Origin of the sequence: Paenibacillus sp. NRS-1782, assembly GCF_050467685.1 — a bacterium.
GTDB classification, from domain to species: domain Bacteria; phylum Bacillota; class Bacilli; order Paenibacillales; family Paenibacillaceae; genus Paenibacillus; species Paenibacillus terrae_A.
The window spans coordinates 59,136-73,086 of sequence record NZ_JBITPH010000016.1; the positions used below are offsets into that span (position 1 = coordinate 59,136).

The 13,951-nt window shown below is 49.1% G+C and carries 13 protein-coding genes; all 13 read right to left on the bottom strand.

Translation table 11 applies throughout. From position 1 onward, the window contains the following. Window positions 1-56: 56 nt before the first annotated feature. The 13 genes from ACIFQM_RS06480 to mraY all read right to left on the bottom strand — a co-directional run bounded on the left by ACIFQM_RS06480 (window position 57) and on the right by mraY (window position 13,947). Window positions 57-395: a YlmC/YmxH family sporulation protein gene (locus tag ACIFQM_RS06480; protein WP_430041797.1), complete on the bottom strand. Its 339-nt coding sequence runs from the start codon at window positions 393-395 to the stop codon at window positions 57-59. Window positions 396-519: 124 nt separating this feature from the next. Continuing rightward, window positions 520-1,302 carry an RNA polymerase sporulation sigma factor SigG gene (gene sigG / locus ACIFQM_RS06485; protein WP_430041795.1) on the bottom strand — a complete coding sequence of 261 codons (783 nt, stop codon included), beginning with the start codon at window positions 1,300-1,302 and terminating at the stop codon, window positions 520-522. 96 nt (window positions 1,303-1,398) lie between these two features. Continuing rightward, the gene (gene sigE / locus ACIFQM_RS06490; RefSeq protein ID WP_430041792.1) at window positions 1,399-2,139 is read right to left on the bottom strand and encodes an RNA polymerase sporulation sigma factor SigE; all 741 of its coding nucleotides are present in this window, start codon (window positions 2,137-2,139) and stop codon (window positions 1,399-1,401) included. A gap of 1 nt (window position 2,140) precedes the next feature. Further along, window positions 2,141-3,220: a sigma-E processing peptidase SpoIIGA gene (spoIIGA, locus tag ACIFQM_RS06495; RefSeq protein WP_430041790.1), complete on the bottom strand. Its 1,080-nt coding sequence runs from the start codon at window positions 3,218-3,220 to the stop codon at window positions 2,141-2,143. A gap of 235 nt (window positions 3,221-3,455) precedes the next feature. Next, window positions 3,456-4,580, bottom strand: coding sequence for a cell division protein FtsZ (gene ftsZ / locus ACIFQM_RS06500; protein ID WP_430041789.1), 1,125 nt, complete (start codon window positions 4,578-4,580; stop codon window positions 3,456-3,458). A gap of 67 nt (window positions 4,581-4,647) precedes the next feature. Continuing rightward, window positions 4,648-5,916: a cell division protein FtsA gene (gene ftsA, locus ACIFQM_RS06505; RefSeq protein WP_430041787.1), complete on the bottom strand. Its 1,269-nt coding sequence runs from the start codon at window positions 5,914-5,916 to the stop codon at window positions 4,648-4,650. A 199-nt stretch (window positions 5,917-6,115) separates the two neighbouring features. Continuing rightward, a complete protein-coding gene (locus ACIFQM_RS06510) occupies window positions 6,116-6,880 on the bottom strand; it encodes a cell division protein FtsQ/DivIB (protein WP_430041784.1) in 765 nt (254 codons plus the stop codon). Between the two features lie 56 nt (window positions 6,881-6,936). After that, complete coding sequence (gene murA, locus ACIFQM_RS06515) at window positions 6,937-8,247, bottom strand: UDP-N-acetylglucosamine 1-carboxyvinyltransferase (protein ID WP_430041783.1); 1,311 nt, start codon at window positions 8,245-8,247, stop codon at window positions 6,937-6,939. Next, window positions 8,237-9,142 (bottom strand): UDP-N-acetylmuramate dehydrogenase, encoded by a 906-nt coding sequence (gene murB, locus ACIFQM_RS06520; RefSeq protein ID WP_430041781.1) that lies wholly within the window; start codon window positions 9,140-9,142, stop codon window positions 8,237-8,239. Before murB ends, murA begins: the two co-directional genes overlap by 11 nt. Before the next feature lie 147 nt (window positions 9,143-9,289). Beyond that, window positions 9,290-10,399: an undecaprenyldiphospho-muramoylpentapeptide beta-N-acetylglucosaminyltransferase gene (murG, locus tag ACIFQM_RS06525; protein WP_430041779.1), complete on the bottom strand. Its 1,110-nt coding sequence runs from the start codon at window positions 10,397-10,399 to the stop codon at window positions 9,290-9,292. Window positions 10,400-10,405: 6 nt separating this feature from the next. Beyond that, a complete protein-coding gene (spoVE, locus tag ACIFQM_RS06530) occupies window positions 10,406-11,503 on the bottom strand; it encodes a stage V sporulation protein E (RefSeq protein ID WP_430041778.1) in 1,098 nt (365 codons plus the stop codon). A 49-nt stretch (window positions 11,504-11,552) separates the two neighbouring features. Next, window positions 11,553-12,974 carry a UDP-N-acetylmuramoyl-L-alanine--D-glutamate ligase gene (gene murD / locus ACIFQM_RS06535; protein ID WP_430041776.1) on the bottom strand — a complete coding sequence of 474 codons (1,422 nt, stop codon included), beginning with the start codon at window positions 12,972-12,974 and terminating at the stop codon, window positions 11,553-11,555. 4 nt (window positions 12,975-12,978) lie between these two features. Next, window positions 12,979-13,947 (bottom strand): phospho-N-acetylmuramoyl-pentapeptide-transferase, encoded by a 969-nt coding sequence (gene mraY, locus ACIFQM_RS06540; protein ID WP_430041774.1) that lies wholly within the window; start codon window positions 13,945-13,947, stop codon window positions 12,979-12,981. Window positions 13,948-13,951 lie beyond the last annotated feature (4 nt).

The following is a 13,951-nucleotide window of genomic DNA, read 5'->3' on the forward strand; positions in this document are numbered from 1 at the left end:
GCCGTGTCTTCACATAGCTGTCAAATGTACATATACCTTAAGCTCAAAATCACTGTTCAAAATCCCCGTCGATCATTTCGTTCCTGGCGCTCAATATATAATTTTTCCTCAACATCACCCTGCGGCTCATGCAGTCCCTCCAATCGTACAAGTACCACATCCGAGCCAATTTTCACAATGTTGCGCCAAGGAATGACCAGTTCACTTCCCCCTCCAAACCAGCCCATAAAACGGCTGCTGCCAGGGACAACAATGGCCTCGATTTTGCCCTGTCGTACATCAATCTCCAAATCACTGATTTGTCCCAATCGTCGCCCATCTACAATGTTAATGACATCCTTTGTTTGAAACTCGGAAATTTTCATGGCCCTTACCGACGTTTCCGGTGTACTCACACGCATCACATCCTTTATTTCACTATATGAGCGAGAGAACCCAAAAAATGTCCTTTAAACGCAAAAACGATCCACAAAGGATCGTTTTTATCGGTATGCCCTCCAAGCTGCTCTTCCCTTAAAACTAAGACTTCACATGCTTTTGCATTTGCTGTATAGCCGACTTCTCTAATCTCGAAACCTGGGCTTGAGAGATACCGATTTCGTCGGCAACCTCCATCTGCGTCTTTCCTTCATAAAAACGCATGGACAATATCATCTTTTCACGCTGGCCCAGGCGATGCATCGCTTCCCGCAGAGCGATTTCCTCAATCCATGAGACGTCCTTATTTCTGTCATCACTGATCTGATCCATCACATAGATTGGGTCGCCCCCGTCGTGATATATCGGCTCGAACAGCGAAACCGGGTCCTGAATCGCATCTAATGCGAACACAACATCTTCCTTAGGCACGTTCAGCGCCTCAGAAATTTCCAAAATCGTCGGTTCCCGCGAATTCAGATTTGTCAGACTATCCCGCACTTGAAGCGCCTTATATGCAATATCTCGCAGCGAACGGGATACACGGATCGGATTGTTGTCCCGCAAATACCGGCGTATCTCACCGATAATCATTGGCACCGCATAAGTGGAAAACTTCACGTTTTGCGAAAGGTCAAAATTATCAATCGCCTTCATCAGGCCAATGCATCCTACCTGAAACAAATCGTCAACAAACTCTCCCCGATTGTTAAAGCGCTGAATCACACTCAGGACGAGCCGTAAATTGCCGTTAACCAATTTTTCTCTGGCTGATCGTTCATTATTTTGCTGAAGTGATGTGAACAGCTCGCGCATTACCGCATTGGTTAGCACCGGCAGTTTGGCGGTATCCACACCGCAAATTTCCACTTTGTTTCGGGTCATCGTGTCTTACCTCCCAAGGAGCAACATTAATGTACATTATCTCCTGAGGGTGTTTTTTTATTCGCCGTTTCCATCGCTTCCGAATATACCCAAGCATCACACCATTTTGTTGAACTCTTTCCGTAAGCGCTTTATAATACGTTTTTCCAGACGCGAAATATAGGATTGCGAGATGCCTAACAGGTCAGCAACATCCTTCTGTGTCTTCTCTTCCCCGTCCTGCAAGCCAAAACGCAGCTCCATAATCAGACGTTCCCGATCCGTCAGCTTATCCAGCGCCTTATGCAATAATTTGCGGTCCACCTGCTCCTCAATATTGCGGTAAATGGTATCATTTTCCGTCCCCATCACATCGGAAAGCAGCAACTCATTCCCATCCCAATCAATATTCAAAGGCTCGTCAAAAGAAACTTCCGTTCTTGTTTTACTATTTCGGCGCAAATACATTAAAATTTCATTTTCGATGCATCGGGAAGCATAGGTAGCGAGCTTGATTTTTTTCTCGGGATCAAAGGTGTTAACTGCCTTGATAAGTCCAATCGCCCCTATAGATACGAGATCCTCAATATTGATTCCTGTGTTCTCAAACTTACGCGCAATGTACACCACCAGCCGCAAATTCCGTTCAATCAACATGGAGCGTACTGCTGCATCACCGGAAGAGAGTTTTCCAAGCAAATACTCTTCCTCATCCCTCGTCAGCGGCGGGGGGAGCGCCTCGCTGCCGCCGATATAATAAATCTCTTCACTTTTTAACCCGAATAAAAATAAAATACGATAATATTGCAGCTGTAAAGTAAACCTGATTTTCATCTTGAATTTCATCTGTTCCCGCATGTCATTCTCCCCCTTCTGAAAATGGTGTAAAATCTCGTTGCGTCCCTTCGTCCGTTACAGCAATAGCCTGATTGCCTTCAGACCTGATCGTGTGTCCACGACCATAGTCCTGCGCTTCAAAGCATATTTCTTCCTGCTTCTGATTCGTCTCAGCAGCCCCCTCTGCGTGTGCCGTCACATCTGGATGAATGATCGCGCGGTATTTTCCCTCTGCTGACAGCTTTCCCCCATCCAAGCCGATCAGCACCCGATGATGCACATAACGAGCCCCATTCATCACCACCTCTACGCGATCCGGTTTGAGTGCGAGCATAAAGGAGTGGTTATGGTTAATGCCACGATATGGAACGAGACGAACTCGATCCTGCCATTTAAACGATTCGTCTCCCAACTCCATCACCAGTTGATCCACATTTCCCTCAGATAGCTTGTGGAGCCAGGAAGAGGGTAAATATGCATCCCACAAGGCAGCCTCCATGACCATCACCGGTGTCCGGGTCAATGGATCATGAAGTTGGTTCCCCGTATCCAACAAGCCTGTACACTCAATATGATCCTGTCCGATCCATACCTGTACCTCACCCAGAAATCCACTCATCCTTTCTGCGCGATGCTTTGAAGATTGCACAATGCGAAAGAAAAGCATCACTCCGCCAAATGCGCATAAGATAAACCAGAATGCAATTTTCAGCTCAAAGGACATTCCACCTGAAGCCGTGTACCAGATGCCATTAAACAATTCCCCCGTGCTCTGGAGTAAATAATGCATCCCCAGAATTCCTCCCGCTGCTACAAAATTGATCATATAAAAAGCACCCATCGTACGAAGATACTTTTGCATGCTGCCAAATCCAAAAGCCACCAACAGCATAATGACCGATAATGCCAGCTTAATCAGGAATGTAAATAAAAAGGACAGCTCCGGCACAAACATCATGACCACATACATCGCACCAATAACAGCCGAAGCAAGCAGCCGCCACCACACCGGACGAACTTTTCTCATCCAGGCGGTAGCCATCAGCAATACAGCATCAATGAACAAATTGACCAAAAAAATGAAGTCGATGTAAACAACCAAAGGTTCACCCGCCCAGCGTTTGCAGGATAGGCTTAAGTATAGTAGTCATGCTGTTCAAAGTCTGTCTAACGATGGGGACGGTGATCGACTAATTTTGTCGGAAAGGGGGGAAGATCGGAAAACGGTAAAAAAGGAAGTTATTACAACTAAATCAACCAACGAATCGAATTACGAGATACAGAAAATAGAAAGAAGCCCGCATCTCCAAGGAGAACACGGGCTAACTGATTTCAATCTAGTTATCGTTATTATTATTGCGTGAACGGTTACGTAAAAATGTCGGAATATCGAGTTGATCACTGCTCTGAGTGTTTCCGAATGGCCGCAAGTTAGGAGAACCCTTTTCCGCCGATTCAGGTGCAGCCGGGTTGGTAGCTGGTTTACGCCCCGGTGCCGGTTGGCTTGGTTTACCTTCAAAGCCAGTTGCAATGACGGTAACCTTAATCTCTTCTTTCAACTCTTCGTCAATGATGGCACCAAAGATCATGTTGACCTCTGGATCGGAAGCCGAGGTTACAATTTCAGCTGCTTCATTCACTTCGTATAAAGACAGATTGTTGCCGCCTGTGATGTTCATAATCACACCCCGAGCGCCTTCAATGGATGTTTCCAACAACGGGCTCATGATAGCCTTGCGTGCTGCTTCAGCCGCCCGATTCTCACCAGTTGCTTCGCCAATTCCCATCAAGGCGGAGCCACGCTCCGTCATAATCGTTTTCACGTCAGCAAAGTCGAGGTTGATCAAACCCGGTACAGCGATCAAATCAGAAATACCTTGTACCGCCTGACGAAGAACATTGTCCGCTTCGCGGAATGCTTCCAGCATTGGGGTCTTTTTATCCACAATTTCGAGCAGGCGATCATTTGGGATAACAATCAAAGTGTCTACCTTTTCTTTTAATCCCTCAATGCCCAGCTCGGCTTGATTGGAGCGCTTACGCCCTTCAAATGTGAATGGTCGTGTTACAACACCTACAGTCAGCGCGCCGCATTCCTTGGCGATTTCAGCAATGACAGGAGCTGCACCAGTACCTGTACCGCCACCCATTCCCGCCGTCACGAATACCATATCCGCACCTTTGAGTGTGTTCATAATGAGTTCACGCGACTCCTCAGCCGCTTTTTTACCCACATCCGGATTAGCTCCGGCACCCAAGCCGCGAGTCAGCTTATCACCAATTTGAAGCTTATGCTCAGACTTCGCTAAATGAAGCGCCTGAGCATCTGTGTTGACGGTGATAAACTCCACACCCTGAACACCATTTTCGATCATTCGGTTAACCGCATTGCTGCCGCCGCCTCCGACGCCGATCACTTTAATTTGAGCCAAGCTCTCCATTTCAAAATCAAATTCCAACATACTATTCCATCTCCCCCTCAATGTGCATGGATGGCCCGTCCATGATTGGCATAATTAGCAATGAGCGTTATATAAACTCACTGAACATGTTTTTTAAGCGTTCAATCAACCCCTGCTTTTGCTCGCCTTCCGCAACGGGACTGCTCTTGGTTCGGTTGGTCGGCTTCTTGGAACTTCCACCGCTGCTGCTAACGCTGGTCGATCTTCCGCGATAGTAGCGAATGGCATTATGCAAGATGCCGACTCCGCTTGTGTAACCAGGATCCCTTACACCGATAAAGTCCGGTACGGCGATCCTTACAGAAGCGGCCAGTTCGCTTTGTGCCACCTGAAGTACACCAGGCATGGAGACGGTGCCTCCGGTAAGTATATAACCCCCCGGAAGCTCCGTGTAACCCAAGCGCTTAACTTCCACCTGAATGAGTTGAAAAATTTCCTGCACCCTCGGCTCAATAATGGCAGCCAAGTCCTGCTGATTGAATTCCTTATCGACATTACTGCCGATACGGGTCACTTTAAAGACGACATCGGCTGCCGCATCATCATACCATGCGCAACCGTATTTTAGCTTTACTTTTTCAGCTTGATCGGTAAGGGTTCTCAGTCCGTAGGCAATGTCATTGGTTACAAATTCTCCGCCGATGGGAAGTGTAGATGTGGCAACAATCGTTCCTTCCTGGAAGATAGCAACATTTGTAGAGCCTGCACCAATATCCACCAGCACCGAACCCATCACCTTTTCATCCTTCGAAAGTGACAATTGTCCGGCGCCCAGAGGCAGCAGCACCAAATCTTTGATCCTCAAGCCGCCCTTCTCAACGCAGCGCAACAGATTATGTATCGGCGTCTTGCCTCCCGTAACAATCGTAGCCTCTACTTCCAGACGAACTCCGATCATACCGCGAGGATCTTGAATACCTTCAAGGCCATCCACGACATACTGCTTGGCCACCACGTCAATAATTTCTCTCTCTGGTGGTACTGCAATAACTTCAGCTGCCTTGAGCACACGCTCAATGTCCTCCTCACCGATTTCACGGTCCTCGTTGGACACGGCTACTACGCCATGACTATTTTGCAGGCCAATATGGTTGCCTGAAATCCCCACATACACTTCTGTTATTTGAATACCAACCATGCGCTCTGCGTGATCCACGGCGTTACGGATTGATTGCACGGTTTGATCAATGTCTACAATTGCACCTTTGCGAATCCCTTCCGAGTCGGCAGATCCAACTCCAATAATATTAAAGGTTCCATTGTTCATTTCCCCAATAATAGCCCGAACTTTGGATGTACCGATGTCCAAACTAACAATGATGTCATTGTTGCTCAAGTCTGTGGCACCTCCTGACTCCAAAATGAATTTCGTTCTTTGAACACACTCTGTACATATTCAACATACTCCATGCTTTCCCTCTTTTTTCTACAAATTTTTTAGAAGCCAATTTATGGTTGCAGTCACATAAAAATTTGAAGAAAAAAGAAGGAGGCAAGTCTATTACCCATAAAATCAATTCTAGCATTTTTTCACATCACTGAGTAGTATCTTTTTCTTGGGGCTCTTTGCTCGTATCCTGTTTGAACGGAACGTAGGAATCTGCCTGCAGCATTGTGATTAAACCAGGCTCTTCTGTTTCCAGCACCTGATTCAAATAACTGATTTTAGAGCTCAGCAGAGAAACCGTCGTAATAACCTCAAATTGAGAGCGTGTATACATTTTGATGCGGTCTGGAAAAGAGGGTATCGGCGCGGGAATGATTTCCGATATGTCGGCTGTCCATTCCCCCGGAATCCGAGATAACGCATCACATAGCTTTGCTTTGTAGGGATCATCCGATTTCCATTTGGTTAAAATAGGCTTCTCAACCGCAATTCCGCTACTGCCCACGCCTACGCTGGTTCCATTCGCAAGAATGGCGCGCAGGCTCCCATCACTCTGCAACTCGTAAGCAACTGTAGCAAACTCTTTAATATGAACAGCAATGACTCCCGGAAACTGCTTGTCCACCGTTACTTGTTGAATCGACTGAATCTCTCGCAGCTTCTCGGAAATGCCCGAAGAACTGACTCCGAAATACTGATCACCGATAGCCAGACCACTTCGATTAAGCAACTGTTCCTGGGTCGAAAATACATTGCCGTCAAAACGGATTTCAGAAACCCGGCTTAATGAGGAACGGAAAAAGAGAACAGCAAGCAGTACGATAAACAACAAAATGAGGAGGATGGCAATCTTCCGACTTGTTCTTTTCTTCATTCTGTTCTGTTTAAGAACAGGTATTTGGGCGTTTGGCATAGCTTCTCTCCACAAAAGCCTTTGGTCCCTCCGCTAACGGAGGGACATTACAGGCATTAATTTACGAAATCCAACTGCTCCGGCACCGGAGACTGACGATTCATTCGGGCACCCAGTCCCTGGAAAAGACGCTCGATCCGGTCATACCCTCTGTCAATATGGTGTACCTGCTCGACAATGGTAAGTCCTTGAGCGGCCAGACCCGCTATAACCAGCGCAGCCCCTGCTCGAAGATCGGTAGCCTCTACCGTGGCCCCGTACAAACGGGGAACTCCCCGTATAAAAGCTGCATTCGCATCAACCGTAATATCGGCACCCATCACATTCAATTCATCCACATGTTTGAATCGGCTTTCGAAGACCGTCTCTTTCATCACACTAAAGCCATCTGCCAGAGAAAGCAGAACCATGACTTGAGACTGCAAGTCCGTCGGAAAAGACGGGTAAGGGGAGGTAACAATCCTCTCCACTGCTTTGGGGCGGCTCATGCAGCTTACGGTCATTATATCATTCAAGATACCGATTTGAACACCAGCCCGCCTGAGGACGTGAATCAGAGCGGACAAATGGGAGGGATTACAATGTGTCAACGACACACTGCCGCGCGTGGCCGCAGCCGCAATCATAACGGTCCCAGCTACGATGCGATCGGGAATAACTTCATACGTACACGGATTCAAACAGTTGACTCCCGTAATCGTAATCGTATCCGTCCCCGCTCCGATAATACGAGCTCCCATCGCATTCAGGAAGTTTTGAAGATCCTGAATCTCAGGTTCCCTCGCTGCGTTGGTAATCGTCGTTCGTCCTTCAGCCAACGCAGCGGCCATCATAATATTTTCGGTGGCCCCTACGCTCGGGAAATCCAAATGGATATCCGTTCCAGTCAACTTGCGAGCACGAAACGTAATTTGTTCTTCTTTTTCCACGATCTCCGCTCCAAGAGCCTTCAGACCCTCCAAGTGAAGATCAATTTTGCGCTCGCCTATGGCACAGCCTCCCGGCTGGTAAATGGAAACTTCTCCATATCTGGCGAGCAGCGGTCCCATCAGAAAGATAGACGAGCGCATCTGCTTCATCAAATCTTCCGGAATCTGGAACGTTCGGACGGACGACGTATCCACGTATACCGTTTCCTCTTCATGTCGGCATGTACAGCCAAGTCTCTCAAGGATGTGCAGCATGACCTTAATGTCTAATAGATGGGGCACATTCCGAATTTCTACTTTTCCTTGTGCAAGCAAGCTTGCCGCAAGAATCGGTAGTGCCGCGTTTTTTGCCCCATGGATACGTATGGTGCCTGACAAGGGACGGCCTCCCTCAATCACCAATTTGTCCAATGTATCACCTCCGAGTTTACCGCTCACCCACTACGAAAACCTCCGGAACTAGCTTGATGCCGGTTTGAGATGATATTGTACTTTGAATATGCTTCATTAGGGTAAGCACGTCCTCTGCTGTCGCTTGACCGGTATTAACAATGAAATTGGCATGCTGTACAGAAACCTCAGCGCCTCCCGCTTTTAAGCCCTTGAGACCTGCGTTTTCAATGAGCCGTGCCGCATAGTCTCCTGGAGGATTGCGAAACACACTTCCGGCACAAGCCAGCTGTAACGGCTGAGTCAGCCTACGACGATCTTTGAAAGCCGCAAGAGCCGCCGAAATTTCCTCACGGTTGCCCTGCTTCATCCGAAACACCGCCTCTGTCACCATTCCACGCTGCTCATGAAGCACGGAGTGACGATAGCTGAAATGCATTTGTTCGGCATCATACACAGCCAATTCCCCTGTATCCAGCACAATCTCAGCGGACTGGAATATTTGTGACACATCAGACCCATGGGCACCGGCGTTCATGTAAACAGCCCCGCCAACCGATCCCGGGATACCTCCCGCAAATTCGAGGCCAGATAGCGCCTGCTTGCTGGCCATAACACACAGTTTGACTAGTGACACGCCTCCACCGACGACGATCCGTTCATCTTCAAAACGGACATAGTCAAATCCCGGTCCCAGCTTGATCACGAGGCCCCGGATTCCTTTATCGGAAACAAGCATGTTCGAGCCCCGTCCCAACTGCATCCACGGAATTCCGTGCTCGCCAGCCAGCCGCAGTAAAGTTGCTAGCTGCTCCTTGGTATCCGGGATGACAAGAGCATCCGCCGGACCTCCAATCTTCCATGTCGTATATTTGGAAAGCGGCTCATGCTCCAGCACTTTTCCGATATCATGCTCCGCTAATAATGGCATCCATTGCTGCATTTGTACTGAAACCTCCTTGTTGCTTGCCCCGCATGGTTGTATGGCTCTCACCTGACAACCGGCAGCCTGAGTGATGGTCACAATGTATAGGGTATCTTATGTCAATACCATCCGGTGTGTGACAACCGCCCAGTCTGCGCTGCGGTTCTAACTTTTACGGGCAAGACGCTCCATTTCTTTTACTAAAATATCAGCTGAATCAGGCTTGCCCAGCGCTGACGCTGATTCAGCCATCCGGCTACGCAATGCCTCATCCTCCATAATCCCCGCAATAGATTGAAACAAGGACGCTCCAGTCAAGTCCTTCTCCACAATCATGACAGAAGCCCCTGCCTTTTTGAGTGTACGGGCGTTGGCCTCCTGATGGTTGTTCGTCACATTGGGGGATGGAATTAGAATGGATGGAATACCCAACGATGTGATTTCAGCCAAGAAGGACGCCCCAGCGCGATTAACGATTAAAGAGGTACAAGCCAGCACCTCTGGCATATTGTGAATATAGGGAAGCACATGCAGATGATTGGGTAGTGAGCCGATCTGATCCCGTATGCTGTCCAACGTCTGCTCATAGTAAGATTCACCAGTCACATATACAAAATGGACGTCTTTCAGTTGGGAAAGTTGCGGAGCCATTGCAATCATGGCATCATTAATGGCCTTTGCTCCCCTGCTGCCACCGACCACAAGCACGACCGAGCTGTTCATTGGAACCCCGATGGTAGCAAAGCCCCGGTCCCGGTTAGCCTGACGAACTGTTGTAGCGCGTGGATTCCCGGTGTACAGTACATTTTTGGCTTTGGGGAAAGCTCCTTCCGAGCCCTCAAAGCTGACGGCCACCGTATCCACGTAACGGCTCAGAAACGCATTGGTCAATCCCGGGATTGCATTTTGCTCATGAATAATACTGGGTATCCCCAACTTGGAAGCAGCGTAGACGACAGGGCCGCATACATACCCCCCGGTGCCAATGACGATGTCTGGCTTGAATTTTTTCAATAATGCTTTGGATCTGCGAACCCCTTTGAAGAAACGAATGATCGTTTTTATATTTTCCACAGACAAGCTGCGACGAAATCCTGTAATATCAATAGCCTCAAACGGAATTTTTTCCTGAGGAACCAGCTTGCTTTCCAGTCCCCGCTGACCGCCAATGTATAAAAATTCAGCGTCCGGATCAATCTCTTCGCACTGTCTGGCTACGGCCAACGCCGGATAAATGTGCCCTCCGGTACCGCCGCCGCTCAACACGACGCGCATAAACGTTCACCTCGCATAACGTGATAAATTTAGTAAAATGCCCAGCGCTGTTAGCATCAACGTCAGAGAAGAGCCTCCATAGCTTATTAAGGGCAGTGTTATTCCTGTCACCGGCATTAAGCCGATTACGACACCTATGTTAATGACCACCTGTACGGCAACCATTCCCACAATGCCTACAGCAAGCAAACTGCCGTAAGTATCCGGGATGGTAATAGCGATGCGCATTCCTCTCCACACGAGAACCAGAAAGAGCGCCAGCACAGTCATTCCACCGATAAAGCCAAGCTCCTCCGCCAAAATTGAAAAAATAAAGTCCGTCTGCGGCTCGGGAACATAGCTGTATTTTTGGCGGCTCATGCCAAGCCCCAAGCCTGCCAGCCCACCAGGTCCAATGGCATACAGCGATTGAATAATTTGATAGCCTGCGCCAAGCGGATCGGACCACGGGTCCAAAAACGCAGTGACCCGCTGGAGCCGATAAGGGGCTGCCGCAATCAGGGCCGCAAATCCCGCCGCTCCCGTTAATGCCAGCAAGCCCAGATGCTTCATGCGTGCGCCTGCCGTAAATACGATTAGCATGGACGCCCCCATCATCACCGTGCCTGTACCCAAATCGGGCTGGAGCATAATCAGGCCAAAGGCCAGTCCCATAAGTCCAAGCGGGGGCAACAGGCCGCGAGTAAAGGAATTAATATCATAATCCGGGCGGCTGAGCCAGCGGGCGAGAAAAAGAATCATGCCCAGCTTCATAAACTCGGATGGCTGAATGCCAAAAGAGCTGATACCGAGCCAGCTTCGTGCCCCGCCTCTTACTACACCAATGCCTGGAATGAGGACAGCAACCAGCAACGCGAGACAAATCAGCAACACGACCTTGGCATACTTCTTCCAGATCCGATAGTCTGTTCGGGCAGTGAAGTACATCGCCACAAGACCTAATCCGGCGAACAGCAACTGCCGCTTTACAAAATAGTAGGAGTCCCCATACTCGTGAAAAGCGAGGACGGCGCCCGCACTGTATACCATAACCATGCCGATGGCTAACAAGCTCATAATACAGACGAAAAGCCATATATCCGGCGCTGGACGAGACTGCTTCATCAGGAGGCCACCCCTTGCATAAAAGTAGGGGCTTATCCAACCCCCCTACTTACAATTTATGCGCCGCCTCTTTAAAAATACGTCCACGCTCTTCATAGGACCGGAACATATCCCAGCTTGCACACGCGGGTGAGAGCAATACAACATCTCCCAGCTCAGCGAGTTTAGCTGCCTTGTTCACAGCCTCCACGAGCGTAGCGGCGGCGTCCTCCCCATTATCGACGACCTCGACACGCTCTATTCCGGCCTGACGTGCCCGGTCTGCAAGCTTATGCCTAGTCTCACCCAGCAGCACAACAGCCTTCACACCCTCCTGCAAGGAGGGTACAAGCTCGGCATAATCCGAACCACGATCCAGTCCTCCAGCTATTAGTACAATGGGTTGCTTGAAGGAAGACAACGCCATCATCGTCGCCTTGGAATTGGTGGCTTTGGAATTGTTGTAATAAGCTGCTCCGGCATGTTCTCCAACATATTCGAGCCGATGCTCCACTCCACGAAAAGCGCTGAGCGGTTCAGCCAATCCAGACGGTTCCGCTCCTGCTGCAATAGCAATTGCGCAAGCGGCGAGGGCATTTTCCACATTAAAGCGGCCCGGAAGGCCAATTTCGGCCACGCCTATAATTGGATGCACCACACCACTGGCATCGCGATATACGATGCTTCGTTCAATGTCATCCGTCACATCCGGTATGTATGGCGGGTCAGCGAACAACCCTTCCTGCAAACGTTCTGTCATCGAGAACGGAAGCAGCTTCGCTGTGATATAGGGCACAAGCTCACGGCAAACAGGATCATCCCAGTTCAATACCGCAGTATCAGCCACCGTTTGATTGGCAAACAAACGCGCCTTGGACGCAACATAGTCCTTCATATCACCATGATAGTCCAGATGGGTTTCAGCCACGTTCAGCAAGCAGGCTACAGCAGGTTTAAAATCCTTTGTTCCTTTTAACTGAAAACTGCTCAGTTCAACCACCATCCACTCGTCCGACCTAGCATCCACAGCGGCCTCACATAATGGTGTGCCGATATTGCCAGCCACGATCGGCTTCATGCCGGATGCCTCTAACAGCTTACCCACCCAAGTGGTTGTAGTCGTTTTCCCATTCGAGCCAGTAATCCCAATCATCGGCGCTTTGCATAGATGATAGGCGACCTCGACCTCGGTCACGACCTCAATGCCCAGTTCGATAGCTTTCTGCACTGGTGGGGCCGTATAAGGAATACCCGGGTTTTTGACAACCAGCTTCACTCCCGGGTGAATTAGCCCTTCCGGGTGACTGCCGCATAAAACGGAAATTCCCAAAGCCTCTAATTCAGAAGCTTCGGGACATTGTTCCCTGTCTTTTTTATCATTGACTATCAGCTTGGCCCCGGCCTGATGCAGTACCTTGGCGACTTGCACGCCACTTTTAGCCAGGCCTATAATGACGACCTCTTGATCTCGGTATGTGTCTGGATGGTTCATTTGTCTACAGCCCCTTGTTGAGATAAAGTCCGAGTCCCGCCAGCAGCAGTCCTACAGCCCAGAATGTAATAACAACGCGCCATTCGGACCAGCCGGACAGCTCGAAGTGATGATGAATTGGGCTCATTTTGAAAATGCGTTTGCCACGTGTTTTAAAGGAAGCTACTTGCAAAACTACGGACAGCATTTCAATTACAAATACACCACCAATAATAACGAACAAAATTTCGCTTTTGGTGACGATAGCGATGGCACCTATAGCGCCTCCGATGCCCAGCGACCCTGTATCGCCCATAAATACCTTGGCAGGATGTGCGTTATATACAAGAAATCCAAGTACAGCACCAATCATGGCCGCTGAGCAAACCGCAGCCGGAAGCGAGGTTGCTTGAATCGCTACGATGGCATAAGCACCAAAGGCAATCGCACTGGTACCGGACAGCAGCCCGTCCAGTCCATCTGTGAAATTGACGGCGTTGCTAATCGCCAGCATCATAATGACGATGAACGGATAATAGAACCAGCCGTTCCAATCAAACGACCAGGAAGTTCCCGGTATGCCAATAGCAGTGCTGTGATCATTGCTGATCAGAAGCCAGCACATGATCCCGCTGAACAGCAATTGCCCGAATAGCTTTTGACGGGCAGTCAATCCGAGCGAACGCTTGAAAACAATTTTGATGTAGTCGTCCAGAAAGCCGATCAGCCCAAAACCAAGCGTAGCGACCAGCAGGACGTAAAAGTCCGTATTTTTTATCGCCGAAAATTTAAGAAAGGTCAGCGTAAAAGCCACCAGAATAACGATTCCACCCATAGTAGGCGTACCCGTCTTTTTGAGATGGCTTTGTGGCCCGTCATCCCGGACCTGCTGGCCGAATTTCATTCGCCGCAGCAGCGGAATGAGTATTGGAGCGGCAATGACCGCCAGTATAAACGATACGACGATCGTCAGCAGTAATAATTGAATATCCATGGGA

Excerpts from the sequence above, each read along its gene's own strand:
- sigG (WP_430041795.1), bottom strand. The coding sequence starts at position 1,302 with ATGACCCGAAACAAAGTGGAAATTTGCGGTGTGGATACCGCCAAACTG.
- sigE (WP_430041792.1), bottom strand. The coding sequence starts at position 2,139 with ATGCGGGAACAGATGAAATTCAAGATGAAAATCAGGTTTACTTTACAG.
- ftsZ (WP_430041789.1), bottom strand. The coding sequence starts at position 4,580 with ATGTTGGAATTTGATTTTGAAATGGAGAGCTTGGCTCAAATTAAAGTG.
- ACIFQM_RS06510 (WP_430041784.1), bottom strand. The coding sequence starts at position 6,880 with ATGCCAAACGCCCAAATACCTGTTCTTAAACAGAACAGAATGAAGAAA.
- murB (WP_430041781.1), bottom strand. The coding sequence starts at position 9,142 with ATGCAGCAATGGATGCCATTATTAGCGGAGCATGATATCGGAAAAGTG.
- murG (WP_430041779.1), bottom strand. The coding sequence starts at position 10,399 with ATGCGCGTCGTGTTGAGCGGCGGCGGTACCGGAGGGCACATTTATCCG.
- spoVE (WP_430041778.1), bottom strand. The coding sequence starts at position 11,503 with ATGAAGCAGTCTCGTCCAGCGCCGGATATATGGCTTTTCGTCTGTATT.
- murD (WP_430041776.1), bottom strand. The coding sequence starts at position 12,974 with ATGAACCATCCAGACACATACCGAGATCAAGAGGTCGTCATTATAGGC.
- mraY (WP_430041774.1), bottom strand. The coding sequence starts at position 13,947 with ATGGATATTCAATTATTACTGCTGACGATCGTCGTATCGTTTATACTG.